Here is a 26,934-nt window from a genome sequence, read left to right on the forward strand (position 1 = left end):
GAAGCAAAAAATGGTTACTAATTATAGCACTTTAAATTAAATCAGAAAAAATGAAAATAAAAGACAATCACATTAATTACGTTGAATTCAAAGCAAAAGACCTAGAGGAAGTAAAAGAATTTTACACCACAACTTTCAGCTGGACTTTTATAGATTATGGATCTAATTATATAGCTTTTTCGGAAAGTGGACTTGAGGGTGGATTTGAAAAATCGGAAGATGAAATTATAAATGGTGCCTTAGTTATTTTATACCATAAAAACCTTGAGTTGATAAAAAATAAAATCATTAACTCAAAAGGAAAAATTTCAAAGGACATTTTTTCTTTCCCTGGCGGACGTAGATTTCATTTTGTTGACCCTGCAGGAAATGAACTAGCTGTTTGGTCAGACAAATAAGATTAACAAATGTAAATTGCACATTCAACTATAAAAAGAAGTAAAATTATAAATTACAAACGCAAAAATCTTTCAGTAACGAGTAGCATTTATTTAGCATTTGCAATAATCTAGAAGAGGTACTATATTGGTATTAAAACAGCATAAACAATATTTACAATAGAACAAATCGAATTGGCTCACAGGAAAGTAAAATCAGGAGTAGAATTTCCAAAATACGTTAAGGAAATTACAGAAATTGGAGTAACATTATTTGAAACTTGGGTGTCTGACAGTCATACAAATTATTTTGGCAAAAATGGATTCCAAATAAGTTCCCAATAGAAATATGAAGATATTACGATAGCTAACTCAAGTGACAAAGATAATTTTAAACACTATTTGAACATCCATCAAAATGGAGAAACGGACTATTTTAAATTTTGCAACCATTGTGCCAAAACAGATATTGAAAAATGGATTGTAGATCTTACAAAATGACTTGTACCTATTATGACATTTCTGAAAATGAAATAATAGTTGAAAAAGTACCTACTATATAAAAAAACAACACAATAAGGAAAACCATAAAAAACACAATTATTTTCTGTTTATTTTACCAACAACATAAAAGTAAAAACAACCTTTTCCCTCTAAAAACACTTTTTATACGTATTGTAGAAGTGAATGGGATAGTTTACATTTGTAAGGATAAAAATGATTTTTATCAGACCCATCCAACTATTTTTGGGTGTATAGGTCTAACAAAGGTAGGCCTATACACAAGTTGGCAGTAATTTGAAAAAAAACTCTCCAGAACAAAAAACAATTTTTCTGTCATATTTTCTTAAAACCTGTCACTAACTATAATAGAGACACTAATAAAACAATAATTTAAATTTTAAGAAAATGGAAAACACAAAGAAATTAATTCAAATTTTAACACGGATTCAAATCATAAGTAGTATTGTTTGGGCTACTCTTCTGATAATATGCTACCAAGTATTGGGTGAGTCTTACAAAGAAATCAGCCTAATACTAATCTGTGGTTTTTTTATTGAGTTTTTGCTTATAAGTTCATCTAAAAACAAATTAAAAAAACAGAATGCACAAACGGAAAAAGGATAAATATTTTGAGGAAATTCTTGAAAGGAACAAGCATAAAATATTCAGGATTTGTAATATTTATGCTATTCCTCCAATAGAACCTCAAGACCTGTTTCAAGAAGTAGTTTATCAAATTTGGAAATCTCTCGACTCCTTTAAAGGTAATTCTTCTATTGATACTTGGGTTTATAAAATTTCTATTAATGTTTGTTTGCGTTCAAAAATGAAACTTGATAAAAATTATAGCAAGACAGATAGGCTTGAATCTATTCATTTTACACCAATAGAAAAAGAAGTTGACATTTCTGAGCAAGAAAAATTCAAATATTTAAAAGAATGTATTTCAGCTTTAAATGAAACTGACACCTCTCTTATTGTACTTTATTTAGATGATTTGTCCTATAAAGAAATTGCAGGTATCACAGGGTTATCAGAAAACCATATCGCAGTTAAAATGAAGCGTATTAGAAAAAAATTATTTGAATGTATTACTCCAAAAATCAACTAAAATGTTAGAACAAGAATTAAAAGATATTTGGAATAATTCTTCTCAGTCAGGACAAATATCAATTGAAACAAAACAGTTGACTGAAGAATTGAATACTAAAATAAATAGTATCCAGAAAAAAATAAGAAGTAGAGATATTAGAGAGATTTCTGCCTCAATAATTGGAATACTTCTTTTTGGATATTTATTATTCGAAATCCCATTTCCTATTACTAAAGTAGCTTGTGGTTTGGCAATTGCTTGGTTTGTATTTGTTATTGTAAAATTTAGAAAATCAAAATTACAGAATACTAAAACTGATTTTTCATTAACAGTATCTGAACAACTTAATAATCAGAAAACAATGATGTTACAACAATCAAGTTTATTAGATTCTACTTTGTATTGGTATGCTATTCCACCGTTTATTATGAATTTTATATTTATTCTAGGGTTAGAAAATCCAATCGATTATAATTGGAATAATAATGTTGCTGAAAGCTTATTACCATTTACCTCCAATTTTAAAATAATAACATTAATAGGTCTTGCTTTATTTTATGCATTTACTTTTTGGATAAATAAAAGAGCTTTGAATAAAGATGTAAAACCAACTATAGAAAGCATTGAAAAAATGCAACAACAAATAGAAAATGAGTAAAAACTATTGCCAACAATGTATATGAAATCATAGCACCCTGAGGGAAGCTCCGATTCATCTACTAAACGTTGTGGCTAATTAAAAGAGACTATCAATTTGAAATATCATGACAAAGAAAAAAATTAAACGAATAATTAGAATAGTATTACTAACTGGAACGTTTATTTCATTGTTTTTTGTTCCGTGGATTGTTGTCAAAGCGTGGATATTACCATTGCCAGAGACAATACAAGAGCAAGCAAACGAAGCTGTTGAAAATGGATTTGATGGTATAATTATCTATGTAGATAAAGCGGACAAACCACCTGAATTTTATGCTGCAGGTTGGCATGATAAAAACAATAAAATACCAGCCAATCCACATGCATTGTTTAAAATTGGAAGTATTAATAAACTCTATACTGCAGTTTCGATAGCAAAACTGGCTAATGATGGTCGACTATCATTAGATAAAACATTAGCCGACTATCTCCCTGAACTTTCAGGACGAATTGAATATGCAGATAAAATCACTATAAAAATGATGGTTCAGCATAGGAGTGGTATTCCTAATTTCACAGATACAAAGGATTATTGGGCAAGTCCAAAAGGAAGTAATAAAGAAAATCTCGAATTGATTCTTGATTTACCAGCTAATTTTGAGCCTGATAAGGGTTATGAATATTGCAATACCAATTATTTGTTGCTTTCTGAAATAATGGATAAAGTTTTGGAGTATCCAAATTTCCAATTCATTCAGGAAGAAATTTTAAACCGACTAAATCTAAAAAATACATTTCAATCAATTAATGATGTTAATATAGATGATGTTATGAGTGGCTATCACATTGGACATCCTTTTGATTTAAAGACTGACGATTTTGGAATGCTGGCTACAGTAGAAGATGTGGGTATATTTTTAAGGGCATTAAATGATGGAAGCATATTTGATGGAGATGAAAAAAGAATTTATTCTTCTATATATGAGTATGAGCATAAGGGATGGGTTCCTGGATATCAAAGCATCGCAAAATACCACAAAGACATAGACGCTGTAGTTGTTCAGTTTACAAATACGACTGACCCTAAATTGTATTATTGGAATTTAGCAGATGTTGAATATAGTCGTATAATTAAGATAATTAAAAATGGTCAAGAGAAATAGAGGTATTATACACTACTTTGAAAACATTTTAGTAAATGGAGAGATGAAAAAAGATTATTCCCCAGTTAAAATGTAAGAAACAAATAAAAAACTACTACCAACAATGGTAGCTGTTGCACAACCAATAAAAGTATGTAATTCATAGTTTTTAATAATTTTAAAAAATCAAAAGTAATTAATATTCAGTTATTTATATCTTTATTAAAATCATAAAATTGGCATTTAAATAGAAATTATTAGTTGTGCAACAAGCACTACCAGACGGGACAGGATATTCCAAACTTGTAGATTTTTCAAACTCTCCAAATGGGAATTATCCCTATGGTTAACTTATTACGGACGGAACGTTTTTGTATGGAACCACAGGAACAGGTGGCATTAACGATATTGGAAGTATTTTTAAAGTTAAACCTGATGGAACTAGCTTTTCAAAACTAATTGATTTTGATGGAAATACTCACGGAAGTTATCCACGTAGATCTTTGATTTCAGATGGGGCACTTTTGTATGGAATGACATCTAGTGGAGGGGAAAATAATCAAGGTGTAATTTTTAAACTTTCTTTAGAAAACTTAGGAAATACAGAAGTTAACATTCGTCAAAATATTACTATTTATCCAAACCCTTCCAATGGCTTAATTAAATTAGAAACATCATTACTAACTCAATTGCAAATCCAAGTGTATAACATCTTAGGAGAAATAATTAAGGAGCAATCAGTTATAAATCAACAAACTGTAATAGATTTGACAAATTATTCAGCTAGGGTTTATATTATAAAAGTTTACGATAATGATAATACTAAAAATGTAATGCACGAAAAAATACTGATAAAATAAAAAGCTGAACCTACAACAACGGTTTCACAAAATGTCGAAATTTATGATTAATTCACGTTTATTTTCCGTAAGATATTTATCTTTAACAGAAAATAATCGGTTAAGAAGTTCACCACTTCGTGAAGCCACACAACGTCAAACTGTCTAAAAAACTAAAACAAGTCTCTGATAATTAAATATTTGATATTTTTTGAAGATAGGTGTCCGAATATATAAAATTTTAAAAGAGGTTATTAGACAAACTGACGTTGTGCGTAATTATCACAATCATAAGATATAGTGACCGATCAAATTTTAAATGACATATTAGAAATTATGGATTTAGACACCTTTAAAATTTATATTACAGGAATTTTACCGTTTTTTATACTTTCATTACTTACCTATTTTCTATTAACTTCTCCTTCAAAAAACAGAATAAGCAATAAACTATTTGCTTTTTTTCTAATTTTAAATACCATTGAAATTAGTGGAAATTTCACTCCTATTTTTCTAGGAAGTAATAATAAATTAATTGTTTTTAGCAATTCATTATTCTACTTGCAATTTCCTGTTTTTTACTTATATGTACAGTCAATATGTTATAGTGATTTCTATTTAAAATCAAAACACCTTTTTCATGCAATACCATTTATCACAGGAAACATTATTCTATTACCTAATTTTTATTTGGCTGATCCTTCAGAACTTATATATCTAATAGGAAACTATAAAATTTTACTGGAAATAAAACTCAATTATATTTTATTACACCTAACTATTATTTGCTATTTGGTAGTCATATTTAAATTGTTATCTAATTTTAGAAAGAGTTATTTTGAAAATTATTCGAATAATGAAATCAGTATCTATAAATGGCTTTTTCAATTAACTATTGTCTTAAGCATTGAACAACTTGCTGCACTTTTAAAAAACATAAGTGATTTTTTAAACATGAACAAATCTTATGAAATTCTATTGATTTTAATGGGATTAATTGTACTTCTAATTACTTCATGGTATGTTATTAAAGCCTTAAAATATCCAGAAATATTTATTGGCATACCCTCTTCTTTACAAAAAACAAAACCTCTAGAAGCAATAAGAATCATAGAAAAGAATGCAAATATATTTTCGCAATTAGAAGTATATATGGAAAAAAATGAACCTTTTTTAGATTCTAATCTTACTTTAGAAAAATTAGCATTCTCTTTTAATATAAAACCTAAAGAACTGTCAGTTTTAATAAATTATAAAAAAGGTTCTCATTTTTTCGATTTTATAAATGAATACAGAATTAAAAAAGCAAAAAAAATTTTAAGCGACCCTAAAAAGAATGATAAAACTATCCTCGAAGTCTTATATGAGGTAGGATTTAATTCCAAATCTTCTTTTAATACAGCGTTTAAAAAACATACCAATCTGACCCCAACTGAATTCAAAAAAGCGAATTCCCTATAATTTTTTCTTAAAATCAGTTCGACTTTCCAAAGTCGGTCGACTGAAACTATTATTTTAATCACTTTTGTCCAAAAATAAAAATTATGGACTCAATTAAATCAAACATTAAAGCTCTCAAATTATCAAACACATTCTTTTACTATGCTTTTGCAGCAATTCCTTTTTTTATCGGTATTTATATAATAATACCTCAATTTGTTTCAGAAAATGAAAATAATTTTCTCCCATTTTCTGCTGGAATTCTACTTCCCTTATTACTCTTATTAATTTATGCTATAATCATTGGAAAATTGGAACAATCTAAATCAGGATGGAACGGCTTAATAGAAAGGTGGAATCTAAAAAAAATGCAAAAAAAAGATTGGCTTTGGACATTTTTTTTAATCGCTGTTATTTTTCTTGGTTATTTTGGTTTAGCAAACACAGGTGATTGGATTATAAAACAATTTCCATTTTTAAGTCCTCCTAAAGAGTTTGAATTAATAAGAACGGAAAATAGTTTTTTTGGTTTACCTCTAAAAGGAAATTGGTGGATTCTAGTTTTGCATATTATGATTTTAGTTCTTAATGTATTTGGAGAAGAGTTATTTTTTCGAGGTATTCTTTTTCCAAAACAAAAATTAATTCACAAAAAATATACATGGATAGTTCATGGTTTATGTTATCATCTTTTTCATATGTTCTATCCATGGGATTTTTTGCGTATTTTACCAGAAAGTTTAGCTTATGGTTTTGTTGTTCAAAAGACTAATAATACATGGCCAGGAATTATAGCACATTTCATGTTCAATGGTTTGGGCTTAATTGGAACCATATACGGAATCGTAGGATAAAAACTAAGCACAACAACAGTAGCTGTTGCACAACCAATAAAAGAATGTAATTCATGGTTTTTAATAATTTAAAAAAAATAAAAAGTAATTAATATTCAGTCACTTATACTTTTATTAAAATCACAAAACTGGTATTTAAATAGGATTTATTAGTTGTACAACAAGCACAGCCGTTTGTTGCAATTGATAGGTTCGGTGTGTGTTCGGAATTTTCGGAGAAAATTCCACGAGGAGTTTTGTACTTATACTCTTTTATTCTAAATTTACGCAACTGCCATAAGTAGCAACACGTTATAAACAATTTTATGAAAATAGATACCCTTTTCAAAATCATTTTTTTTACTTTTTGCTTGAATTCAATAGCCCAAGACTTACCATTTGGGACTGAATTGGATTTATCTCAAGAACCTAGTAACCAAATAAGAAATACTTTGTTTATTGACAATCAATTAAAAGGTAAAAGCTTGGTTCTCTTAGGGGAAATGAATCACGGAGATGGAACTACGTTCAAGATAAAAACTAGTATAATTAAATATCTTCACGAAAATTTAGACTTCAATTTTCTTGTTCTTGAAAATAGTGTTTTCAACTGTGACCGCTTTTGGCAATTACTCCAAGATAACGAAGACGCTCAATCTATTGCTGAAGACCATGTTTTTAAATTTTGGAGCCAGATTGAGGAAACCAAAGAGCTTTATAAATACCTTTCAGAACAGGAAAAAAAAGGAAAACCTTTAAAATTACTAGGAATAGATTGTCAATTTTCGGGAAAAGAAAATTCGAAGACATTTGTAGATATAGTTGGTGAAATATTAGGTGAAGATGAAACTTCAAGCATCAAATTTCAACAATTTGCGTTTGAGCTTGAATTAATAGGTCCTTGGCTGACTGCTTTACCACAAGATAAGCACCAAATTTCAAGAGATAAATTTTTGTCATTGTTAAGTTATTATAAAGATGAAGTTGCTAAAAGGGTACATGAAAAAAGCAAAGATATATGGGCTTTATATTTCGAAAATATAAAGATATTACTTCAGATTAAATGGCCAGAAAAGGAAGATAACATTGACATTATAGCTGCAAGAGATACACAAATGTTTGCAAATTTAAAATACCATTTAGAGAATAATTCCGTAAATTCTAAATTTATAGTTTGGGCAGCTTCATCTCATATCTTAAGAAATTGGAATAGTTTGGATGCCGAAGTTAATAATAAGGAAACACTTGGAGAATATATTCATAAAAATTATCCAACTAAATCTTATGCTATTGGCTTCACGGCTCATAAAGGACGAACAATAAACGTGATAAATAAAGAGATTATTGATCTAGTTAAAACTAAAAGAAACTCTCTTGAATGGTATCTTAGAAAAAAAAACAGTAACGCATTATTTATTGACCTCAAAGAATTTGAAAAGCACCATCAACTTAGTCAATATAAAACTAAAATCCTAAATATGAATATAACTTCTAAATGGAGCCATAATTTTGATGCCGTAATCTATATAAATGAAATGCAACCAAGCACCATAAATTGGGATTAGACTGTTTACAAGAATGTACGAGAACTTTGGTAGCAAGCGTACCGACCAATCCCCTTATAAATATTAACAGACAATAACCCAGATACAATTATTGTAGCTGTCTAAAAAGGGAATTTAGTGGGTGTAGTAGAAATCGAATTTGATAAAAAATGTCCAATTAATAATATAGTTGCACCTGAACTTAATAAATTATACATTTTAGAATGGTTCTGTGGAAAGGGAATAGGATATAATTTATTAGCAGAAGCTAAAAACATATTGAAATTGAAAGGAATAAATAAAATGTAACTTTGGGTACTTGTTTCAAACGAAAGAGCAATATCCTTTTATGAAAAATAAAAATTTAAACATATAGGTAATGCTTCATTTCAAATGGAAACTAATATGTATGACAATAAAGTAATGTTGAAACAATTGTAATACCAAATAATAAAATCCCAATTGCTCGGATATTCACAACGCTAGCTCAGAAATATTTTCCGTGACCACAAACTAGGTATTCAAAGTAGTCATGAACTTGTATTATTTTAGCTTAAATTTACACAACTAAACAAATGTTGAAATCGTACTAACAATACAAAAATGAATGCTGCAATACAAGAATACAACGACAAGCAAGATGGAGAGGACAAAGAAATCTGTACTATCCTTGCACAAATTATTGACAGCGAACTAACCGATGTTGAAAGTAAAATTTGGCATGCTCACCCCGTTTGGTTTTTAGAGGGCAATCCTATAGTAGGTTATAGCAAGCAAAAGAAAGGAATCCGATTGATGTTTTGGAGTGGTGTCGACTTTGATGAAAAAGGGTTGCATATTCTTGGCGAAAAGTTTAAAGATGCTTCAATTTTTTATAATACAACGACAGCAATCGAGCAAACCGAATTGAAACGATGGCTCAAAAAAGCAACCGAAATTCAATGGGATTATAAAAACATTGTCAAAAGAAAAGGAAAGCTAGAAAGATTAAAATAAAATGCTGCAACCAATTGGTTATGACATCCATAACTTTAGCTTGGAAGTGTTTTCCGTGCCCACAAACTAAGTCTTATTTTATTTATATTTTTTTGAGGAGTCTTGTACTTGTACTCTTTTATTATAAATTTACGAACCAGACGACTTGTATCAAACCCTAGTAGGAATGATTAAAAAGCGAGCTTATTACTATATTATAAAAATAGCATTGTAACAATTGAACAAAACACAAGAAAATTAGAACATCTAAATAACAATAGAATAACAATAGAATGACAATAGAGGAATTAAAATTAGATATGAAATGGTGGGAATCTAAAAGATGGATTTTCAATTGTTTAGTTTGTTTTTTTGGTAGTTTAGCTCTTTATAAAGGACTTTCTCAATGTGATTACAGTTGGAGTATTTCTGATACAATTGGAGTTCTTATTTGGGGAATCGGAGCCAATATTTTATATTCTTTAGGAATTTTACTTGAACTTTTTGATTGGTATTATCTAAAAAACAAAATAGGAATAAGAAACTTTAGGGTATTCCTTTTTACAGTTGGTTTATTATTCAGTTGTTTTTGGACCTATTGTTCAGCTTTTCTTTATTTTATTGGTCATATTTGGTAAAGCCTAATAAGGTTAATTACTCTGAAATACGCTGTAATTAGTGCAAAATTTACAATCAAGTACATATTTAACTTTGCTCCGTCACCATCTTATTATATTTATTGCGATATTCAATTGGTGTTAAACCTGTTATTTTTTTAAAGATGGTACGAAAAGCTTTAGTATCTGTATAGCCAACATCATACATCACTTCATTGATGTTTTTTCTACTGTTTTCAAATTCGCGTTTGGCAAATTCAATTTTTACCCTATTAATATATTCTAAAACTGAATTGTTAGTGGCTAATTTAAACCTCCTTTCAAAACTTCTCCTACCTAATACAACTAAATCCGCTAATTCATCAATAGTAATTTTTTCATGAATTCTAGTATCAATATAATCTTGTGCTTGTTTTATAGCTTCATCAGTATGGTTTTTCTGTCCTTGAAACATAGCAAAAGTAGATTGACTATCTCTATCAATATCAACAGCAAAATACTTAGAAACTAAAATAGCAGTTTGTCTGTCGGTGTATTTTTCAACCAAATAAAGTAATAAATTCCAATAGGACATAGCACCACCACTAGAATACAATCGTTCTTCCTCTGTCACAATATTACCTTCCACTACTTCCACTTTGGGAAACATTTCTCGAAACTCACTTTGAAAACCCCAATGCGTAGAACATTTTTTTCCATCCAATAATCCAGTTGAAGCTAATAAAAAAGCCCCCACGCACAAAGAAGCCACTTCTGCCCCATTGGCATATTGTTTGTTTATCCAAGGAACCGCTTTTTCGTTAGTCATTATAGCATTCTTCATATCACCAAACAAAGCAGGTATAATTACTAAATCAGTTTGCTGCACTTCTTTCAAAAGTTTTGAAGTTGTTACCGAATACAATCCGTTATTCAATTTTACTTGTTTTTTTAAACCCACTAATTGAACATCAAATAAAGGTTTTTTACCAGCTACAGTCATAAATTGATTCACGGCTGAGAAGAGATACTGCGGGTCTGCAATGGCTTGCATTACTGAATTTTCTGGAACAAGAATACTTACATGCATAAGGTATCATTTAAATCAAAACAAAGTTAAAAACATTTTTGACGTAAAACACCCTAACCTTGTCATTTTTACACATATTTATTTAAAATGATAATCAGAACTTTGTAGTATTAAAATAAATAATTTAAATAAATAAACATGAGCAAAGTAGCCATTTATCTTAATTTTCAAGGCAATGCTGAAAAAGCATTTACCTTTTACAAATCTGTTTTTAAAACGGATTTCTCAATGCCCATAATGCGTGTTAAGGATTTACCTCCTGATCCAAATACACCAAAATTCTCTGAATCCGAATTAAATTATGTAATGCATGTAGCCCTACCTATAATTGGTGGTACAGAACTTATGGGAACCGATATGCTAGAGTCTATGGGACACCAGTTAGTAATAGGAAATAATACCACCATTAGTCTGCAACTGGATTCAAAAGAAGAAGCCGATCAATTGTATAAAGCGTTGTCAGAAAACGGTTCCGACAAACAAAACATGAGAGACGAATTCTGGGGATACTGGGGTTGCTGCCTCGATCAATTTGGAATACGATGGATGTTTAACGTAATGAATGATTAAAGAATTTAAAGGGGAAGAGATTATTAGATTGAAGGATTGACTAATCTGTAAATCGACACATTAACAAATTAATAAATAAAAAAAACATGAGCCAGTTAAAAATCACAGTACAAACTACAATTAAAGCACCAGTAGCAAAAGTATGGGATTACTATACAAATCCAAAACACATCATCAATTGGAATTTTGCAGATCCTAGTTGGCATTGTCCAACGGCTACTAACAACATGAAAATTGGAGGCATTTACAAAGCAAGAATGGAAGCTAAAGACGGAAGCTATGGTTTTGATTTCGAAGCCGTTTATTCAGAAATAACTGAAAACAAACATTTCACATACGAATTTGGAGGAAGAACAGCTACAGTTGAATTCAATGCCTTAACAAATCAAACCGAAGTGGTAGTAACATTTGATGCTGAAACTGAAAACCCTATTGATATGCAAAAAGCAGGCTGGCAATCCATCCTAAATAATTTCAAAAAATATACTGAAAATAAATAATCCTAAAAATAAAACACCATGAAAAATAATAATGTATCCTTACACAGAGTAATAAAGGCTGCACCAGAAAAAGTGTTTCGTGCCTTTTCTAATCCAACAGCTTATGCAAGTTGGCTACCTCCTTACGGGTTCATCGCAGAAATTCAACAAATGGATTTTAAAATCGGTGGTAGTTATAAAATGTCGTTTACCAATTTCACAACAGGAAGTAGTCACTCTTTTGGCGGTGATTTCTTAGAAATTGTACCCAATGAACTAATCATAAATACAGATACATTTGATGACCCGAACTTACCTGGTGAAATGAAAACCACCATTTGGTTTAAGAAAGTGATGTGCGGCACAAAATTAAAAATTTTACAAGAAGGAATTCCTGAACAAATACCAGCAGAAATGTGTTATTTAGGCTGGCAAGAATCATTAGACAAACTAATAAAATTAGTAGAACCAGAAATTCCAGATGCTTAATTAGAAATAAAAACCCAATCTAAATTTTAAAAAGCGCAAATTAATGCTACAAATTAATTCCTATCTAACCTTTAATGGCAATTGTCGTGAAGCAATGACATTCTACAAAGAGTGTCTTGGTGGCGAACTTATTTTTCAAACATTAGGCGAATCAGCATTATCCAACAAAATGCCTAAAAAAATGAAGGATGCTATACTACAGGCAACACTCACAACAAGACATTTCATTTTAATGGCTTCTGATATGGTGCCTGAAAATGGATTAATAAAAGGCAATTCCGTTTCGCTTTCGCTAAATTGTGGTAGCGAAGAAGAAATAAAAAAATGTTATACCAAACTTTCGGAAAATGGAATAGTAAAACAGCCACTCGAAGAAAATTTTTGGGGTGCTTTATTTGGAGACTTAACGGATAAATATGGAAATAACTGGATACTAAATTGTAATACACATAAAATAGAAAAACAAATTAAATAAAAACTAATCATGGCACAAATCAATCCTTTTTTACACTACAACGGAAATGCAGAGGAAGCATTTAATTTTTACCAATCTGTATTTGGAGGTTCTTTTACGAAGTTGGCTCGCTTCAAAGATCTTTCGTCTCCTGACTTTCAAGTGAGCGAAAAAGAAGCAAACAAAATCATGTTCATCGGTTTACCTATTGGAAAAAGTACGTTAATGGGAAGCGATGTTCCAGAAGTGTTGGGAACAATAAATGAAGACGAAAACAGATTTAAAATTTCAATTACCGCAGAAAGTACAGAAGAAGCAGACCAATTATTCAACCAATTATCTGTTGGAGGAACAGTCGAAATGCCCATTGGAGACAGTCCTTGGGGAACCTATTTTGGAATGTTCAGAGACAAATACGGCATAGAATGGATGGTCGAATTTGATAAAAACAACAAATAACTTTAAATTTTAAAACATGAAAACGACTAAAATATTATTTTGGACTGCAACAATAATTATTGCTTTATTTGAAGGCGTAATGCCTGCACTTACTTCACAAACCGAACTTGCAAAAGAAGGAATAAGACATTTGGGTTATCCAGAATACTTTGGAAACGCTTTGGTAGTTTTTAAAATATTAGGAGTAATCGCTTTAGTCGTTCCAAAGATGCCTAAGCGCATCAAAGAATGGGCTTACGCAGGATTTGTATTCGATTTTTTATTTGCATCCATCAGTCATTTTGCAGTAGATGGAATAACGTTCCTTTCTTTTTTTCCACTTATATTCTTAGGAATTCTAATGGTTTCTTATAGTAGTTATCACAAATTAAATACAAACAAATAACAAAAGGATACAGCATAGAAGTCTACAAAAATTACACTGATATAAAGGTACACTGTATGCTAAGATTAAAAACAGATTAATGAATGGTTGAAGTATATAAAACAAATATAAATTCTAAAAAGAAGGCTAAGCAAGTCATTTCAGTTTTGCAAAAAATCTTACCAACAGCCAAAATTAATTTTGATCTTGAAGATTGTGATAACATATTGCGAATTGAAACCTCTATGAATGCAATTGATGCTACAACAATTACTAAACTGATTGATGAACAAGGATTTTATATGGAAGCATTACCTGATAATTAGTACTCCAAAAAAGTAGTAACAAAAAAATCTGATTTCAATTCGCAACATAAAAAATACATTTGTTTGACTTTAAATAAAAAAGTATTTAATTTACTATCTCAAACTATACTATGAAAAAAATAAATTTCTTAGTCCTATTATTTATTCCAATAATTGGGTTATGTCAAAATGATTTTATAAAAAAATATGAAGAAGCAGAAAAGTTCATAGCAACAAATGATATAGAACAGGCTTTTCTAAAATATAAAGAATTAGAAGCAAATGTACCAAAAGAAGATACTTTATATGAGTATGCACTTTGGTACAAAATTAGAACTGCTACCCATTTAGAATCAGTGAACCGTTTACAAGAAAACTTCAATAAATCACTTGAATATGGAACTGAAGCATTAGCCGACATTGAAAAAGGAATAGTCATTTTCGACGAAGAGTTCGCGAAAAAGAAATATTTTATGGTTAAAAATATAATTGTTTCAAACTATGGTTTGAACAATTATGATGAAGGCAAAAAGTGGAAAGAAAAAATGTACGCTGCACATAAAGAAAACCTTTTACCTGAAGGTATAGATCAATACTTCAATTACGATTTTTTTAAATTTGAAGATAAGAATATTTGGGGTTACGAATGGTTTGCCGATTTACCAAAAGATCGCTATTCCAGTAGTTTCACTAAAGCAATCTATTATGTATATAGCACAAATCCTGATGGCTCAGATAAAGACCAACTGTACAGATTACATGTTTTAATGTTTCATGGAGCGAATGAGAATTTCGATTATGTATTGACCAAAAGACTTGAAACAGCTACAGAAGAAACAAGTGGCACTTTGTATTCTTATACCTATAAAGAAGATATAGATTTTGAGAAACTTAAAAACGATGTAAAAGAAGTCCTTAAAGGAAATCTACAACCTGATACCAAATCAACTACAAGAAGAGAAAAAGACGGAAAAGTTAAAGTAGAGGTAGAAATTAAGAAGTAAACATTTACTTTTAAAAACTGTGGCAATTTTTCAAAAAAAAATCAAATTACCACAAAAGTGTGGCAAGTGAAAAATTAAAAATTAATTTGCCACAGCCTAAAGCAACCCAACTCTATTTAATTTATCATAATTTTAAAATTCTAAAGTTAGTACAACTGAAAAGCTTACTATTTTTAAAGATGCGAAAACTACAACTATTCTTCATTCTTTTCACTACTACTATTGTTTTAGGACAAGAAGGAAAAGATACTACAGAAATATTACTTTCACAGTTTAAAACAGCAATGCAAAAGGATAGTGTTTCTGATTTCTTTATTATCAAACATATTACTTATGGTAGTGTATACATTTTTGATCCTAAAGATCCAAACGCATGCAATCTAAACAGTACATATTTTGAGCTGTATGCTTTTTGGAGTAAAGGGAAACAAGGTTTTATTCAGAAATTTGATAACTGTGGAGCGTTTAACACTATAGCATTAGAAAATTCAAAACCTATAATTTTTTATAAAGATAATATTGAAGAAATTAAAAAAGAAGAAGTTCAAAGTTATAAAACGAAACCAGACAGTATTGCAAATAATAGAATCTATTCTTCCATTTCTATGCAATCGCACACACCATTACGTTATTATTGGTTTTACCAAGGCAAAATAACATTTGAAAAAGGTTTCGACATGTATAATCTAGAAACTACTGAAACTAAAAAGAACATCAACTACAAATCAAATAACAATTTGGCTTTAGTGAAACTAAATGTCATTTGTGAAGATATAATTGATGTATTAGAGGGGAAAAAGAGGTTTAATAGGGTGTCAATTAAATAATTTTTATATTAATTACAGTTTGTTTCAATCATAAAATTTTTATATCTAATTTTATAAAATCAACAAAGAATCCTGATTATATATTAAAACTTGAAAAATATACTTTACATACTACTATTGCTCATATATACTAAATGCAATCAAATGAACCTTATAGAGAAAGCACTTCAGAATGAAAATGAAACAAAATCACTTATTGCCATTGGAGAAATTTTATGGAGAAAGACAGAATTAGGTGATAATTATGAAAATTTAACTGAAGCTGAAAAAACATTTATTTTTGTAGAAATGTTGGAAGCTGAAATTAATAATGGTGGTTTTGATCAGTATTTTTTTAATTCAAGTGGTAATTATGCTTTAGAAACATTGGAATCTTTAGAAAGAATAAAAGCTCACAAAACGGCTAAAATTGTTGCACAAGCTTTTGAAATATTTCCAGTTCAACCAATACCAAAAGATAACGAAAAAAGAAGAACTATTTTAGAGAATATAGATCAAAATATTTCAAATAAATGGAATCTATTAGAAGATGACTTTTATGCAAATGATGAAAATATTAGCAAACTTCTACTTGATTATGTCAAGAACAATAAAGAAGATTTTAAATAAAACCGCCTAAAACCAAAAAATAATAAAATCATGATTTTTTAAACTATTTCCTAGTAACCAAATTAAACACAGGACATGCACCCGCTTCTGGTATAGTACTATGCACTGGAGGTTTAGGATAATACTGTAAAGTTCTTTGCACTGAAATAGCACTCTCTTTTCCAGCAATTAGTTCCACCAAATATAACGCTTCATCTAATCCAGAGGAAATCCCTCCACCGGTAACTCTATTTCCAGATTTTACATATCTATTATGTCCCTTAGCCACCTTTACTTCTGGATATTTTCCAAAACAATTAACAAAAGCCCAATGTGTAGTAATCGTATGTCCATTCAATAAACCTGTCCTTGCTAACAAAACTGCTCCTTCACAAACCGAACACACCCATTCCGCTTGTGAACCAGCAAAAGTTACATAATTTATAAAAGGTGAATTCTTGTCGGCTATAATGGCTGCTAATACAGCTGCATCTCCTCCCGGAACCCAAATTAAATTAGGTTTTTGCACACAAGGATCATTAAAAGTAGCTTCAACTGCTATTTTCACTCCGTTAATAGTGGTAAAAAAAGGCTGTTTCCCTCCTACATAATATATTTTGACTTCCTTTTCAAAAGTTGGGTCTTTTGAAAGCCACCCAAATATTTCTCTAGGAGCTGCAATATCCATATAATCTACACCGTCATATATAGGAATTGCAATAATAAAAGATTCTTTAGAATTATCGTTTGTCATATTCGTTGTTTATTGGTAAACTAAAAATACAAACAATAAACCATTTCATAACTTTAAAACATAAAAAAAATCCCTCTTTCAAGGGATTTTTCTATTTTTATAATTTTCTTCTTTTACGTTCTTTCTTAATCAAATCCAATTCTCTACTCGTTTGTCCGGCAACAGAAGTGTTTTCTTCTGCTCTTCTTATTAAATAAGGCATCACATCTCTTACAGGTCCAAAAGGCAAATATTTGGCCACATTATAGCCATGAGCCGCTAAGTTATAACTAATGTTATCACTCATACCAAACAATTGCCCGAAAAACACACGTGAATCGTTCTTAGCAATCCCTTTTTCAGCCATTAATTCCATTAATCGATACGAACTTAGCTCATTATGTGTCCCAGCAAAAATAGCCATTCGATCAATATTATCTAACATATAAACCACAGCCGCATCAAAGTTATCATCAGTCGCTTGCTTGCTTGTACAAATTGGTGAGGTATAGCCTTTTTCTTCCGCTCTGTTGTTTTCTTTTTCCATGTAAGCACCACGCACTAATTTCATTCCTACGAAAAATCCTTCTGCTTTTGCCAAAGCATTCATTTTTTTCAAATATTCTAATCTGTCCCAACGGTACATTTGCAACGTATTGAAAACTATCGCCTTTTCCTTGTTGTATTTACGCATCATATCGGCTACTAAATCATCTGCAGCATCTTGCATCCAACTTTCCTCTCCATCAATCAACACAGCCACATCCATTTCGTGAGCTGTTTTACAAACTTTATCGAAACGAGCCACTACTCTATTCCATTCTGCTTGTTCTTCATCCGTAAACGATTTACCTTCTCCAATTTTTTGATACAAAGCAAAACGACCTAATCCTGTGGGTTTAAAAACGGCAAAAGGAATTGCATCTCTTTCTTTAGCAAATACAATGGTTTTCAAAGTCATTTCCAAAGCAGCATCAAACTGATTCTCTTCTTCCTTTCCTTCTACAGAATAATCTAAAACTGACGAAACCCCTTTGGTAAACATATTATCCACCACACGCAAGCAATCATTTTCATTCACACCACCACAAAAATGATCAAAAACAGTACTTCTAATTAAGCCTTCTACAGGCAAATGTGCTTTTAAAGCAAAATTGGTAACTGCCGTTCCAATTCTTACAAGTGGCTGACTTTCAATTAATTTAAATAAAAAATAAGCTCTTTCTAACTGAGTATCACTTTTTAACGCAAAGGCAACTTCTGTATTGTTGAATATTTTTTCCATTTTAAGGTCCGTTTTTCTGGTGCAAATATACTTTACACCATTGTAATTTTAAATAAAAAATGCCTTATTTTGCAATAAATTGAAATCCATAATCATGCAAACCATTCAAGCCAATAATTATCAGGTTTTTTTTAACGAAAACGGTTATACGTATTTAAATGCCATTTTAGATGTAAAAAGTTATTCTAAAATATTTATTATAGCCGATGAAAACACCTCAAATTATTGTTTACCAAGACTTTTATCTTTACTAGCTACCGAAATTGAAATTGAAATTATCGAATTAGAAGCAGGTGAAGAACATAAAAATATTGAAACTTGTTTGCAAGTTTGGCATTCTTTAACCGAGTTAGGTGGTGACCGAAAAAGTATTGTGCTTAATTTAGGTGGTGGTGTCATTACTGATATTGGTGGGTTTATTGCTTGTACGTTCAAACGTGGTATCGATTTTATTAACATTCCTACTACGTTATTAGCTATGGTAGATGCTTCTATAGGTGGTAAAAACGGAGTCGATTTGGGTAACCTAAAAAATCAAATTGGTATTATTAGAGAACCAAAAGCTGTAATTATTGACACACAGTTTTTGGAAACTTTACCTGGTGAACAAATGCGTTCTGGTTTTGCTGAAATGTTGAAACACGGTTTAATCTTCGATAAAAATTATTGGAATAAATTAAAAAACATATCTAACTTAAATACAGATGATTTAGACACTTTAATTTACCAATCCATTGAAATAAAAAACAATATAGTTTCCCAAGATTTAACAGAAAATGGTATTCGAAAAGCTTTAAATTTTGGTCACACTTTAGGTCATGCTATTGAAAGTTATTTTTTGGAGAATGACGAAAAGAAAAGTTTACTACATGGAGAAGCTATTGCCGTAGGCATGATTTTAGAAAGTTATATTTCCAAAGAAAAAGCATTAATAAGTTCGGAAGAATATCATGAAATTAAATATGTATTGAGTGACATTTATGATGCTGTTTCTTTTAATGAAAAAGACATTGAAAATTGCATTAATTTACTTATTTATGACAAAAAAAATGAATTTGGAAACGTACAATTTGCCTTGTTAGATAAAATTGGAAATTGTAAAATCAATGAATCTTCTACTAATGAGCTAATTTACAGTGCTTTTTCTGATTATAAATCTTAATTTTTTTTACTACTATCCTTATTATTTCATAATAATATTTTTTTACCTTTGCTGGAATGAAAGAAACCAAAACTTTTCGTTTTACAAATAACAACTGTAGTAATCTTACACCTGATTTTTCAATCAGCTTAGTTATTTTATTTGCTTTTTTTCCTTTTATTAATACCTTTATTTTTTCTAAAACTTTTAGAGAAAAACTTTTAATTCAATTTTCAAATATTAGAGTTTAAATGGGTAAGATTTTCTACATTTTCTTATTTTTATAAACTTTAAAACCTTATTTTTCAAATGAATACTAAATATTACGATTTAATCAATCAAACTTTTTATTTCCCGCAAGAAGAATTTACTTTAAACAAAGATAACCTTCACTTTCATGGAATCGATTTAATGAAATTAGTGGAAGAATATGGCACACCTTTAAAATTTACTTATTTACCAAAAATTTCAAAAAATATAAAAAGAGCAAAGACTTGGTTTCGTAATGCTATGGAAAAGCACGATTACGATGCGAAATATTTCTACTGCTATTGTACTAAAAGTTCCCATTTCGAATTCATTCTAAATGAAGCTCTTAAAAACAATATTCATATAGAAACTTCTTCAGCTTTTGACATTAATATTGTTGAAAATTTAATAGCAGAAGGAAAAATAAACAAAAATACCTTTGTGATTTGTAATGGTTTTAAAAGAGACCAATATATTGACAATATCGCACGATTAATCAATAATGGGCATAAAAATACAATTCCGATTATTGATAATTATGAAGAATTAGACCTATTACAAGAAAAAATAAAGAGTAAAATAAAAATTGGTATTCGAATTGCAGCCGAAGAAGAACCAAAATTTGAGTTTTATACGTCTCGTTTAGGAATCGGTTACAAAAATATTTTGCCATTTTACAGAAAGCAAATTCAAGAAAACAAGAAATTAGAGCTGAAAATGCTTCACTTCTTTATTAATACAGGAATTAGAGACACTGCCTATTACTGGAATGAGCTTTTAAAATGTATGAAAGTGTACATTGCATTAAAGAAAGAATGCCCTACTCTAGACAGTTTGAATATAGGTGGTGGTTTCCCAATTAAAAATTCGTTGGCTTTCGAATATGATTACCAATATATGATCGACGAAATTTTAAACCAAATAAAAATTGCTTGTGATGAAGCTGAAATAGACGTACCTAATATTTTTACAGAATTCGGATCATTTACTGTTGGCGAATCTGGTGGTGCTGTTTATGAAGTTTTGTATCAAAAACAACAAAATGACAGAGAGTATTGGAATATGATTGATTCTTCTTTCATTACTACTTTACCTGACACTTGGGCAATTAACAAGCGATTTGTAATGTTAGCTGTTAATAGATGGAATGATACATATGAAAGAGTACTTCTTGGTGGGATGACTTGTGATAGTGATGATTATTACAACTCTGAACAACACATGAATGCCGTTTATTTACCAAAATACAACAAAGAGAAACCATTGTATATTGGTTTTTTCAACACTGGAGCCTATCAGGAAACTATTGGAGGATTTGGAGGATTACACCACTGTTTGATTCCACAACCCAAACACATATTAATTGATCGAGACAAAAACGGAATTTTAGCAACCGAAATTTTCTCAGAACAGCAAAATGCTGAAGATGTATTAAATATATTAGGTTATAATAAAAATAAATAAAATAAAAATGAGCAAAGGACCAATTAGTCAATTTATTGAAAAAAATTACCTTCATTTTAACGCTGCAGCTTTAGTAGATGCTGCAAAAGGATATGAAGAGCATTTATTAGCAGATGGAAAAATGATGGTAACTTTAGCTGGTGCTATGAGTACTGCTGAAATGGGTAAATCATTAGCTGAAATGATTCGTCAAGATAAAATTCATATTATTTCTTGTACAGGAGCTAACTTGGAAGAAGACATTATGAACTTAGTAGCTCATAATTCCTATAAAAGAATTCCAAATTATAGAGATTTAACGCCACAAGAAGAATGGGATTTATTAGAAAATCACTATAATCGCGTAACAGATACCTGTATTCCAGAAGAAGAAGCTTTTAGAAGATTACAACAACACTTAATTGACATTTGGAAAAAAGCAGAAAGTGAAGGTAAAAGGTATTTCCCACACGAATTCATGTATCAAATGATTAATTCTGGTGTTTTAGAACAATATTATGAAATTGATCCTAAAGATTCTTGGATGGTAGCAGCTGCAGAAAAGAACTTACCTATTGTAGTTCCTGGATGGGAAGACAGTACTATGGGGAATATTTTTGCTTCTTACTGCATTAAAGGAGAATTACAAGTTTCAACCACTAAGAGTGGTATTGAATATATGATGTGGTTAGCCGATTGGTATCCAAAAAATTCAGGTGGAAAAGGAATTGGTTTCTTCCAAATTGGTGGAGGAATTGCTGGAGATTTTCCTATTTGTGTAGTACCCATGTTATATCAAGATATGGAAATGCACGATATTCCTTTCTGGAGCTATTTTTGCCAAATTTCTGACTCTACAACAAGTTATGGTTCTTATTCTGGAGCTGTTCCTAACGAAAAAATAACTTGGGGTAAATTAGACATCAATACACCAAAATTCATAGTAGAGTCTGATGCTACGATAGTTGCACCTCTGATTTTCGCTTATATTTTAGGCCAATAATTTTTTTTATTTTTTTTTATAAAAATTGTTTGATAATTTGAAATAGGATATTACTTTTGAAAAATATCTATGAATAAAAACAACCCAATGAAAAGAGTAATTGTTGATTACGCAAAATTGACAAACGAAATTTTAACTTTACTAGTTGAAAAATTTCCAGAAGGATATGACGAGTCAGACATTATCCGTTTTAAGAACGCTAAAAATGAAGCTATTGAAGCTGTAGAAGTACGTACTGAAGATACTATTTACTTAGTAAAAGTAAGTATGAAACTAGCTGATAGAATTGAAAATTTTGATGAAGATGATGAAATAGATGATGAAATAGATGTACCTGTTTTAGATCCTATCAAAGGCATCGATTTAGACGATGATGATGTAGATGATACAGATGACTTAGATATAGAAGATAAAGCTGAAACTGACGAAGAGGATGAAGATTTAGATGAAGAAGATTAAATAAAAAAAGGCATGTATTTTACATGCCTTTTTTGTTGTATTATAAATATCTCTCTTTAATGACAGATACATGATGAAGTTCGTGACCTAATATAATACAGCCAATTGCTCTAACTGAAACTGTACTTCCAGAAGCTATTCCTATTCTTAGTAATTGTTCCTCTGTTAAACTAGAAAACAGACTTATTGTAGCGTTTCTAACCGTCTCATATTCCTCTATTAGACTATCCATATTTCGAGAATTAGCACCAGCATTAGGTACATAATCATTTTCTTCAAAACCAGACAATGCCGTTTGATCATTTCTAGAAATTCTTAACGCCCTGTATGTAAAAATACGTTCAGCATCTATCAAATGTAATAAAATATCCTTTGGTGTCCACTTCCCTATTTCATATCGAAATTCTTGCTTATTTTCAGGAATTGATTTAAAAAAAGAGACTATCTTTTCTTGTTGTTGTTTTAAACCACCAACAATATCCGTATGCAGTAAAGACTTAGCAATATAATCTGCATAAAAAGGAGCAAATTCATCTTTGTTAAATGTTATCATAAAATAAAAAAAATCCCGAATAAATCGGGATTATATAATTAAAGTTCTTTAAAAATAGTATGCATCAATCGTTTTTTATCATTGATACTCTCTTCTAGAGAAATCATAGTCTCAGTTCTATAAACACCATCAATATCATCTATCATGAAGATAACCTCTTTAGCATGCTTAGTATCTCTTGCTCTAATTTTACAAAAGACATTAAATTTACCAGTTGTAACATGAGCAACTGTTACATAAGGAATTTGGTTAATTCTTTCTAATACAAACTTAGTTTGTGAAGTATTATGAAGAAATACACCTACATAAGCAATAAAAGAATATCCTAATTTTTCATAATCTAAAGTTAAAGAAGAACCTTGAATAATTCCTGCATCTTCCATTTTCTTAACTCTAACGTGCACTGTTCCTGCCGATATTAATAATTTTTTAGCAATATCTGTAAAAGGAACCCTTGTATTGTCAATCAACATGTCTAAAATTTGATGATCAACTTCATCTAAACGAAACTTACTCATAAGAGAATTATATAAATTTATTGTATTTAAACGATATAATATTACTGATATTGTACACCATTCTTGAATTTAATAGTATTTCCTACAGAAAAATTAGCTTTTTCTCCAATTATTGGCATTTTTCCATAAGCTGCATTAAAAAACATTCCTTTGGCATCATATTCATAATGACCAACATAACCATCTAAATCATCGATTTGAACAATTACAGCCTCAAGATGAATACTACCTTCTTTTAATATCTCAGTAAATTGAGCCGCAAAGTTAATTAATTTTTCTTGAGAATTATCAATAATTCTAACATTTTTATAAAGAAAATCGTAAAAACACTTAGAATTTTGAGAAATATTCAAGTAATCCTCTAAATTATTATCAACTATAACGTTTTCGCTAATAGCTTTCAAAGAAGTTATTAATGAGCAAAATACAAACTTCCTAACTTCATCTCTTTCATAGTCATTTTTAAAATGACCAGCCTCAAAAAGTATTGTAGGTGTATTTTTATAAGTCAAATAATCTCCAATACAATTTATATTAAAAGAGTCATCAAATCTACCTATTTGATTAGGTATATATTGCTTTAAATCGTCATTTATAGCATTTATAACTTTAATAGCTTTATACCTTACTTCATTAAATCCTCTTGTCTCATCAAAAGCTGGTGATAAAAAAGATACTGTAGCTGGTAACTGATACCCTTCAGTACCAAATATAGTACGTTGGTCGTGTAGATTAAAACAAAAATCAGGTTTAAATTGATTATAAACAGATCTAAACAACTTACTTTCTGGCTGCGTAAGCTCAAAAGCATCTCTATTTAAATCAATTTGATTAGCATTCATCCTTGTATATGCTTCAGCACCATCAGGATTTAATATTGGAATACAATATAAGGTATAGGTATTATAAAAATTCATTACCATTTCGCTATCCGAAGAAAGGTAATTAAAGACATCAAATAATGCTTTTGTAGTCGTTGATTCATTTCCATGCATTTGCGACCAAGCCAATATTTTTATTTTACCAACTCCATATTGTACACTAAAGATATCTTTTTCTTGAACTGATTTTCCTTCTATCTGAATTTTAAAACGATTAGATAAATTATTTAATAAAGGTTTTATGTGTGTGTTTGTTACATACCTTCCTTTTAAGTTTTGTTCTAAAAATGCTGTTGCTAATTGTAAACTATTCATGTGATTATATTATGTTACAAATGTAAACAAGATATTATTTACATCTGTAAACAGTTAAAATCTAGTCTTTGTATATTATTGTAAACACTACTTCTTACAATAGTAATCTTTTTTTGTTTACTAGTGTTTACAAAATATTAAGTTTGTATAATTAAAACCAAAATATCAGTAAATCAGTACTTTAAATGCATTCAACTGTATCTTTTCTTTAATAAATAAATTACTATTTACATTTGTAATCAACTTAAATTTGCATCTTATTTTTCTTTTTATTACATTTGTAAACAGCAAATCTTACATTAATAATTTACAATGGTAAACATCGATGATTTCATAAAAAGACTCCAAATAATACTCGATTATTATGGTTTATCTGCTTCTGCTTTTGCAGATAGAATTGATGTACAACGCTCAAGTATCTCTCATCTTCTATCTGGTAGAAATAAACCTAGTTTAGATTTTATACTTAAAGTGATTGAAATTTTTCCTGATGTTGATCTGTATTGGATTTTAAATGGAAAAGGAAATTTTCCAAAATCTGAAAAAAAAATTGAAGAAAAAAAGGTTACTCCTATTTTAGAAAATGTTAAAACTGAAGAAAAAAATAAATCTAATTTAGAAACAGATTTATTTACTCAAATGAATGTACAAGAAAATAAAAGCATTTTTGAAAATAATTCTCAAAATATTTCAAATATCTCCAATATGAACACTACTGATGATGATGTTGATTATATTGTTATTTTCTATAAAAATGGAACTTTTAAAAAATATGCTTCAAAAAAATAAAAAAGCGTTATTCACAAAATGAATAACGCTTTTCAAAACTAAAACCTACTAATTCAAAAAAACTATCTTTATTTACTTTTATATACTTAAACGATATCTAACCCAACATAAATTGAAAAAGAAATTATATTACTAATAAAATTTATAAAAAAATGATTTATGAAGTTTTTCAATTATGCTACGAGATGTAACTAATTTAAAGTCTGCTATTAAAATCTCATTCTGATCTTCTTTATATGTAAAAAACATCAATATTGATGAGATAAATAAAAAAAGCATTGTTTCCATAAATATATTTTATTGATTACTCATAAACTTACTTACGTAAAAAAAATGCTTTTGGTTTTATTTTATTTTGGAATAAAACTTTTTTCTGGAATTTTTCCTAAAATACCTATATAATATGATTGTAAAATTTTAAAATCTTCTTCTATATTTCCTGTAGGATAAAAGGGTTTGTTAAAAACAACTTGTCTATTACCATAATCAAAAGTCGCAGGAATAATTGGAACATTTGCTTTTAAGGCCATATAATAAAAACCTGTTTTCCAAACTTCTACTTTTTTTCTTGTTCCTTCTGGTGCTAATGCCAATCGAAAAACTTCTTTCTCAGCAAAAATTTTTGCAATAGCATCTACTTTATTTTCTTTTTTTCCTCTATTTAATGGAGCACCACCTACCCATTTGAAAAAATAATTAAAAGGAAAAATAAACAATTCCCTTTTAGCTAAAAAATTAATTTCAATATTTAGAATACCTCTAGAAAAAATACCTAAAAAAAAATCCCACCAACTTGTATGTGGTACGGCTATTACAATACATTTTTTTAAATTTGGATCTATGTCACCTACAACTTTCCATCCAAAAAGTTTACAAAATATAAAACGATAAAATTTTTGTTTCATCTATATCTAATTTGCTGTAAAATTAAAATTATATTTACAATTAGAAACC

Annotated in this window: 33 protein-coding genes and 1 pseudogene; 27 read left to right on the plus strand and 7 right to left on the minus strand. The window is 29.5% G+C overall.

Going from position 1 to position 26,934, the window contains the following annotated elements:
- Nucleotides 1-50 precede the first annotated feature (50 nt).
- From FIA58_RS09635 to FIA58_RS09695, 12 genes and pseudogenes are all read left to right on the plus strand, one after another.
- A complete protein-coding gene (locus tag FIA58_RS09635) occupies nucleotides 51-398 on the plus strand; it encodes a VOC family protein (protein WP_140962271.1) in 348 nt (115 codons plus the stop codon).
- 174 nt (nucleotides 399-572) lie between these two features.
- Nucleotides 573-878 (plus strand): annotated as a pseudogene (locus tag FIA58_RS09640) (DUF1398 family protein).
- A 604-nt stretch (nucleotides 879-1,482) separates the two neighbouring features.
- On the plus strand, nucleotides 1,483-1,992 hold the full coding sequence (locus FIA58_RS09650; RefSeq protein WP_140962273.1) for an RNA polymerase sigma factor: 510 nt from the start codon (nucleotides 1,483-1,485) through the stop codon (nucleotides 1,990-1,992).
- A gap of 1 nt (nucleotide 1,993) precedes the next feature.
- On the plus strand, nucleotides 1,994-2,632 hold the full coding sequence (locus tag FIA58_RS09655) for a hypothetical protein (RefSeq protein WP_140962274.1): 639 nt from the start codon (nucleotides 1,994-1,996) through the stop codon (nucleotides 2,630-2,632).
- Nucleotides 2,633-2,738: 106 nt separating this feature from the next.
- Nucleotides 2,739-3,776 (plus strand): serine hydrolase domain-containing protein, encoded by a 1,038-nt coding sequence (locus FIA58_RS09660; protein ID WP_140962275.1) that lies wholly within the window; start codon nucleotides 2,739-2,741, stop codon nucleotides 3,774-3,776.
- Nucleotides 3,777-4,108: 332 nt separating this feature from the next.
- Entirely contained in the window at nucleotides 4,109-4,615 is a 507-nt protein-coding gene (locus tag FIA58_RS09665) for a choice-of-anchor tandem repeat GloVer-containing protein (RefSeq protein ID WP_394352421.1), read from the plus strand.
- Nucleotides 4,616-4,894: 279 nt separating this feature from the next.
- Entirely contained in the window at nucleotides 4,895-6,055 is a 1,161-nt protein-coding gene (locus FIA58_RS21730; RefSeq protein WP_140962277.1) for a helix-turn-helix domain-containing protein, read from the plus strand.
- Between the two features lie 83 nt (nucleotides 6,056-6,138).
- On the plus strand, nucleotides 6,139-6,888 hold the full coding sequence (locus FIA58_RS09675) for a CPBP family intramembrane glutamic endopeptidase (protein WP_140962278.1): 750 nt from the start codon (nucleotides 6,139-6,141) through the stop codon (nucleotides 6,886-6,888).
- 305 nt (nucleotides 6,889-7,193) lie between these two features.
- Nucleotides 7,194-8,432: an erythromycin esterase family protein gene (locus FIA58_RS09680; protein ID WP_140962279.1), complete on the plus strand. Its 1,239-nt coding sequence runs from the start codon at nucleotides 7,194-7,196 to the stop codon at nucleotides 8,430-8,432.
- 117 nt (nucleotides 8,433-8,549) lie between these two features.
- A complete protein-coding gene (locus tag FIA58_RS09685) occupies nucleotides 8,550-8,720 on the plus strand; it encodes an N-acetyltransferase (protein ID WP_165928892.1) in 171 nt (56 codons plus the stop codon).
- A 294-nt stretch (nucleotides 8,721-9,014) separates the two neighbouring features.
- The gene (locus FIA58_RS09690) at nucleotides 9,015-9,407 is read left to right on the plus strand and encodes a DUF1801 domain-containing protein (protein WP_140962280.1); all 393 of its coding nucleotides are present in this window, start codon (nucleotides 9,015-9,017) and stop codon (nucleotides 9,405-9,407) included.
- A gap of 272 nt (nucleotides 9,408-9,679) precedes the next feature.
- Nucleotides 9,680-10,024 carry a hypothetical protein gene (locus FIA58_RS09695; protein ID WP_140962281.1) on the plus strand — a complete coding sequence of 115 codons (345 nt, stop codon included), beginning with the start codon at nucleotides 9,680-9,682 and terminating at the stop codon, nucleotides 10,022-10,024.
- 67 nt (nucleotides 10,025-10,091) lie between these two features.
- On the opposite strand, the gene FIA58_RS09700 is transcribed toward FIA58_RS09695, so the two are convergent.
- On the minus strand, nucleotides 10,092-11,072 hold the full coding sequence (locus FIA58_RS09700) for a GlxA family transcriptional regulator (protein WP_140962282.1): 981 nt from the start codon (nucleotides 11,070-11,072) through the stop codon (nucleotides 10,092-10,094).
- A gap of 138 nt (nucleotides 11,073-11,210) precedes the next feature.
- On the opposite strand from FIA58_RS09700, the gene FIA58_RS09705 reads away from it, so the two are divergent.
- The 10 genes from FIA58_RS09705 (at nucleotide 11,211) to FIA58_RS09750 (ending at nucleotide 16,632) form a co-directional block, all read left to right on the plus strand.
- Nucleotides 11,211-11,642 carry a VOC family protein gene (locus FIA58_RS09705; RefSeq protein WP_140962283.1) on the plus strand — a complete coding sequence of 144 codons (432 nt, stop codon included), beginning with the start codon at nucleotides 11,211-11,213 and terminating at the stop codon, nucleotides 11,640-11,642.
- Between the two features lie 86 nt (nucleotides 11,643-11,728).
- On the plus strand, nucleotides 11,729-12,142 hold the full coding sequence (locus FIA58_RS09710; RefSeq protein ID WP_140962284.1) for an SRPBCC family protein: 414 nt from the start codon (nucleotides 11,729-11,731) through the stop codon (nucleotides 12,140-12,142).
- 18 nt (nucleotides 12,143-12,160) lie between these two features.
- The gene (locus FIA58_RS09715; RefSeq protein ID WP_140962285.1) at nucleotides 12,161-12,610 is read left to right on the plus strand and encodes an SRPBCC family protein; all 450 of its coding nucleotides are present in this window, start codon (nucleotides 12,161-12,163) and stop codon (nucleotides 12,608-12,610) included.
- A 43-nt stretch (nucleotides 12,611-12,653) separates the two neighbouring features.
- On the plus strand, nucleotides 12,654-13,085 hold the full coding sequence (locus FIA58_RS09720; RefSeq protein WP_140962286.1) for a VOC family protein: 432 nt from the start codon (nucleotides 12,654-12,656) through the stop codon (nucleotides 13,083-13,085).
- Between the two features lie 9 nt (nucleotides 13,086-13,094).
- On the plus strand, nucleotides 13,095-13,523 hold the full coding sequence (locus FIA58_RS09725) for a VOC family protein (RefSeq protein WP_140962287.1): 429 nt from the start codon (nucleotides 13,095-13,097) through the stop codon (nucleotides 13,521-13,523).
- A gap of 16 nt (nucleotides 13,524-13,539) precedes the next feature.
- A complete protein-coding gene (locus FIA58_RS09730; RefSeq protein WP_140962288.1) occupies nucleotides 13,540-13,908 on the plus strand; it encodes a DoxX family protein in 369 nt (122 codons plus the stop codon).
- Between the two features lie 83 nt (nucleotides 13,909-13,991).
- Entirely contained in the window at nucleotides 13,992-14,213 is a 222-nt protein-coding gene (locus FIA58_RS09735; protein ID WP_140962289.1) for a hypothetical protein, read from the plus strand.
- Nucleotides 14,214-14,323: 110 nt separating this feature from the next.
- On the plus strand, nucleotides 14,324-15,196 hold the full coding sequence (locus FIA58_RS09740; RefSeq protein WP_140962290.1) for a hypothetical protein: 873 nt from the start codon (nucleotides 14,324-14,326) through the stop codon (nucleotides 15,194-15,196).
- Nucleotides 15,197-15,375: 179 nt separating this feature from the next.
- Nucleotides 15,376-16,023 carry a hypothetical protein gene (locus tag FIA58_RS09745; protein ID WP_140962291.1) on the plus strand — a complete coding sequence of 216 codons (648 nt, stop codon included), beginning with the start codon at nucleotides 15,376-15,378 and terminating at the stop codon, nucleotides 16,021-16,023.
- A 144-nt stretch (nucleotides 16,024-16,167) separates the two neighbouring features.
- A complete protein-coding gene (locus FIA58_RS09750; protein ID WP_140962292.1) occupies nucleotides 16,168-16,632 on the plus strand; it encodes a DMP19 family protein in 465 nt (154 codons plus the stop codon).
- Between the two features lie 43 nt (nucleotides 16,633-16,675).
- Here FIA58_RS09750 and FIA58_RS09755 read toward each other — a convergent pair whose 3' ends face one another.
- Together FIA58_RS09755 and FIA58_RS09760 are read right to left on the minus strand one after the other, a co-directional pair.
- A complete protein-coding gene (locus FIA58_RS09755; protein ID WP_140962293.1) occupies nucleotides 16,676-17,365 on the minus strand; it encodes a DJ-1/PfpI family protein in 690 nt (229 codons plus the stop codon).
- Nucleotides 17,366-17,462: 97 nt separating this feature from the next.
- Entirely contained in the window at nucleotides 17,463-18,629 is a 1,167-nt protein-coding gene (locus FIA58_RS09760) for a proline dehydrogenase family protein (RefSeq protein ID WP_140962294.1), read from the minus strand.
- Between the two features lie 94 nt (nucleotides 18,630-18,723).
- On the opposite strand from FIA58_RS09760, the gene aroB reads away from it, so the two are divergent.
- From aroB to FIA58_RS09780, 4 genes are all read left to right on the plus strand, one after another.
- Nucleotides 18,724-19,791, plus strand: coding sequence for a 3-dehydroquinate synthase (aroB, locus tag FIA58_RS09765; protein WP_140962295.1), 1,068 nt, complete (start codon nucleotides 18,724-18,726; stop codon nucleotides 19,789-19,791).
- 288 nt (nucleotides 19,792-20,079) lie between these two features.
- Nucleotides 20,080-21,483: a type III PLP-dependent enzyme domain-containing protein gene (locus FIA58_RS09770; protein ID WP_140962296.1), complete on the plus strand. Its 1,404-nt coding sequence runs from the start codon at nucleotides 20,080-20,082 to the stop codon at nucleotides 21,481-21,483.
- Nucleotides 21,484-21,490: 7 nt separating this feature from the next.
- Entirely contained in the window at nucleotides 21,491-22,465 is a 975-nt protein-coding gene (locus FIA58_RS09775) for a deoxyhypusine synthase family protein (protein WP_140962297.1), read from the plus strand.
- 87 nt (nucleotides 22,466-22,552) lie between these two features.
- A complete protein-coding gene (locus tag FIA58_RS09780) occupies nucleotides 22,553-22,924 on the plus strand; it encodes a DNA primase (protein WP_140962298.1) in 372 nt (123 codons plus the stop codon).
- Between the two features lie 40 nt (nucleotides 22,925-22,964).
- On the opposite strand, the gene FIA58_RS09785 is transcribed toward FIA58_RS09780, so the two are convergent.
- The 3 genes from FIA58_RS09785 to FIA58_RS09795 are packed head-to-tail and all read right to left on the minus strand — an operon-like array spanning nucleotide 22,965 to nucleotide 25,191.
- Complete coding sequence (locus tag FIA58_RS09785) at nucleotides 22,965-23,477, minus strand: DinB family protein (protein WP_140962299.1); 513 nt, start codon at nucleotides 23,475-23,477, stop codon at nucleotides 22,965-22,967.
- A 38-nt stretch (nucleotides 23,478-23,515) separates the two neighbouring features.
- Nucleotides 23,516-23,995, minus strand: a complete 480-nt coding sequence (locus tag FIA58_RS09790; protein WP_140962300.1) for an Lrp/AsnC family transcriptional regulator — start codon at nucleotides 23,993-23,995, stop codon at nucleotides 23,516-23,518.
- A 41-nt stretch (nucleotides 23,996-24,036) separates the two neighbouring features.
- Nucleotides 24,037-25,191 (minus strand): M14 family metallopeptidase, encoded by a 1,155-nt coding sequence (locus FIA58_RS09795; protein WP_140962301.1) that lies wholly within the window; start codon nucleotides 25,189-25,191, stop codon nucleotides 24,037-24,039.
- 312 nt (nucleotides 25,192-25,503) lie between these two features.
- Between FIA58_RS09795 and FIA58_RS09800 the strand changes: the two genes are divergently transcribed.
- On the plus strand, nucleotides 25,504-25,980 hold the full coding sequence (locus FIA58_RS09800; RefSeq protein WP_140962302.1) for a helix-turn-helix domain-containing protein: 477 nt from the start codon (nucleotides 25,504-25,506) through the stop codon (nucleotides 25,978-25,980).
- 350 nt (nucleotides 25,981-26,330) lie between these two features.
- Here the strand turns inward: FIA58_RS09800 and FIA58_RS09805 are convergent, their stop codons facing one another.
- Nucleotides 26,331-26,885 (minus strand): 1-acyl-sn-glycerol-3-phosphate acyltransferase, encoded by a 555-nt coding sequence (locus tag FIA58_RS09805; protein WP_140962303.1) that lies wholly within the window; start codon nucleotides 26,883-26,885, stop codon nucleotides 26,331-26,333.
- Between the last annotated feature and the right edge of the window lie 49 nt (nucleotides 26,886-26,934).

The organism is Flavobacterium jejuense (assembly GCF_006491595.2).
Classification (GTDB): Bacteria; Bacteroidota; Bacteroidia; order Flavobacteriales; family Flavobacteriaceae; genus Flavobacterium; species Flavobacterium jejuense.

What these genes read in the sequence shown, in the direction of transcription:
- FIA58_RS09635 (WP_140962271.1), top strand. Translation starts at nt 51, where the DNA reads ATGAAAATAAAAGACAATCACATTAATTACGTTGAATTCAAAGCAAAA.
- FIA58_RS09650 (WP_140962273.1), top strand. Translation starts at nt 1,483, where the DNA reads ATGCACAAACGGAAAAAGGATAAATATTTTGAGGAAATTCTTGAAAGG.
- FIA58_RS09655 (WP_140962274.1), top strand. Translation starts at nt 1,994, where the DNA reads ATGTTAGAACAAGAATTAAAAGATATTTGGAATAATTCTTCTCAGTCA.
- FIA58_RS09660 (WP_140962275.1), top strand. Translation starts at nt 2,739, where the DNA reads ATGACAAAGAAAAAAATTAAACGAATAATTAGAATAGTATTACTAACT.
- FIA58_RS09675 (WP_140962278.1), top strand. Translation starts at nt 6,139, where the DNA reads ATGGACTCAATTAAATCAAACATTAAAGCTCTCAAATTATCAAACACA.
- FIA58_RS09680 (WP_140962279.1), top strand. Translation starts at nt 7,194, where the DNA reads ATGAAAATAGATACCCTTTTCAAAATCATTTTTTTTACTTTTTGCTTG.
- FIA58_RS09690 (WP_140962280.1), top strand. Translation starts at nt 9,015, where the DNA reads ATGAATGCTGCAATACAAGAATACAACGACAAGCAAGATGGAGAGGAC.
- FIA58_RS09695 (WP_140962281.1), top strand. Translation starts at nt 9,680, where the DNA reads ATGACAATAGAGGAATTAAAATTAGATATGAAATGGTGGGAATCTAAA.
- FIA58_RS09700 (WP_140962282.1), bottom strand. Translation starts at nt 11,072, where the DNA reads ATGCATGTAAGTATTCTTGTTCCAGAAAATTCAGTAATGCAAGCCATT.
- FIA58_RS09705 (WP_140962283.1), top strand. Translation starts at nt 11,211, where the DNA reads ATGAGCAAAGTAGCCATTTATCTTAATTTTCAAGGCAATGCTGAAAAA.
- FIA58_RS09710 (WP_140962284.1), top strand. Translation starts at nt 11,729, where the DNA reads ATGAGCCAGTTAAAAATCACAGTACAAACTACAATTAAAGCACCAGTA.
- FIA58_RS09715 (WP_140962285.1), top strand. Translation starts at nt 12,161, where the DNA reads ATGAAAAATAATAATGTATCCTTACACAGAGTAATAAAGGCTGCACCA.
- FIA58_RS09720 (WP_140962286.1), top strand. Translation starts at nt 12,654, where the DNA reads ATGCTACAAATTAATTCCTATCTAACCTTTAATGGCAATTGTCGTGAA.
- FIA58_RS09725 (WP_140962287.1), top strand. Translation starts at nt 13,095, where the DNA reads ATGGCACAAATCAATCCTTTTTTACACTACAACGGAAATGCAGAGGAA.
- FIA58_RS09730 (WP_140962288.1), top strand. Translation starts at nt 13,540, where the DNA reads ATGAAAACGACTAAAATATTATTTTGGACTGCAACAATAATTATTGCT.
- FIA58_RS09735 (WP_140962289.1), top strand. Translation starts at nt 13,992, where the DNA reads ATGGTTGAAGTATATAAAACAAATATAAATTCTAAAAAGAAGGCTAAG.
- FIA58_RS09740 (WP_140962290.1), top strand. Translation starts at nt 14,324, where the DNA reads ATGAAAAAAATAAATTTCTTAGTCCTATTATTTATTCCAATAATTGGG.
- FIA58_RS09745 (WP_140962291.1), top strand. Translation starts at nt 15,376, where the DNA reads ATGCGAAAACTACAACTATTCTTCATTCTTTTCACTACTACTATTGTT.
- FIA58_RS09750 (WP_140962292.1), top strand. Translation starts at nt 16,168, where the DNA reads ATGAACCTTATAGAGAAAGCACTTCAGAATGAAAATGAAACAAAATCA.
- FIA58_RS09755 (WP_140962293.1), bottom strand. Translation starts at nt 17,365, where the DNA reads ATGACAAACGATAATTCTAAAGAATCTTTTATTATTGCAATTCCTATA.
- FIA58_RS09760 (WP_140962294.1), bottom strand. Translation starts at nt 18,629, where the DNA reads ATGGAAAAAATATTCAACAATACAGAAGTTGCCTTTGCGTTAAAAAGT.
- aroB (WP_140962295.1), top strand. Translation starts at nt 18,724, where the DNA reads ATGCAAACCATTCAAGCCAATAATTATCAGGTTTTTTTTAACGAAAAC.
- FIA58_RS09770 (WP_140962296.1), top strand. Translation starts at nt 20,080, where the DNA reads ATGAATACTAAATATTACGATTTAATCAATCAAACTTTTTATTTCCCG.
- FIA58_RS09775 (WP_140962297.1), top strand. Translation starts at nt 21,491, where the DNA reads ATGAGCAAAGGACCAATTAGTCAATTTATTGAAAAAAATTACCTTCAT.
- FIA58_RS09780 (WP_140962298.1), top strand. Translation starts at nt 22,553, where the DNA reads ATGAAAAGAGTAATTGTTGATTACGCAAAATTGACAAACGAAATTTTA.
- FIA58_RS09785 (WP_140962299.1), bottom strand. Translation starts at nt 23,477, where the DNA reads ATGATAACATTTAACAAAGATGAATTTGCTCCTTTTTATGCAGATTAT.
- FIA58_RS09790 (WP_140962300.1), bottom strand. Translation starts at nt 23,995, where the DNA reads ATGAGTAAGTTTCGTTTAGATGAAGTTGATCATCAAATTTTAGACATG.
- FIA58_RS09795 (WP_140962301.1), bottom strand. Translation starts at nt 25,191, where the DNA reads ATGAATAGTTTACAATTAGCAACAGCATTTTTAGAACAAAACTTAAAA.
- FIA58_RS09800 (WP_140962302.1), top strand. Translation starts at nt 25,504, where the DNA reads ATGGTAAACATCGATGATTTCATAAAAAGACTCCAAATAATACTCGAT.
- FIA58_RS09805 (WP_140962303.1), bottom strand. Translation starts at nt 26,885, where the DNA reads ATGAAACAAAAATTTTATCGTTTTATATTTTGTAAACTTTTTGGATGG.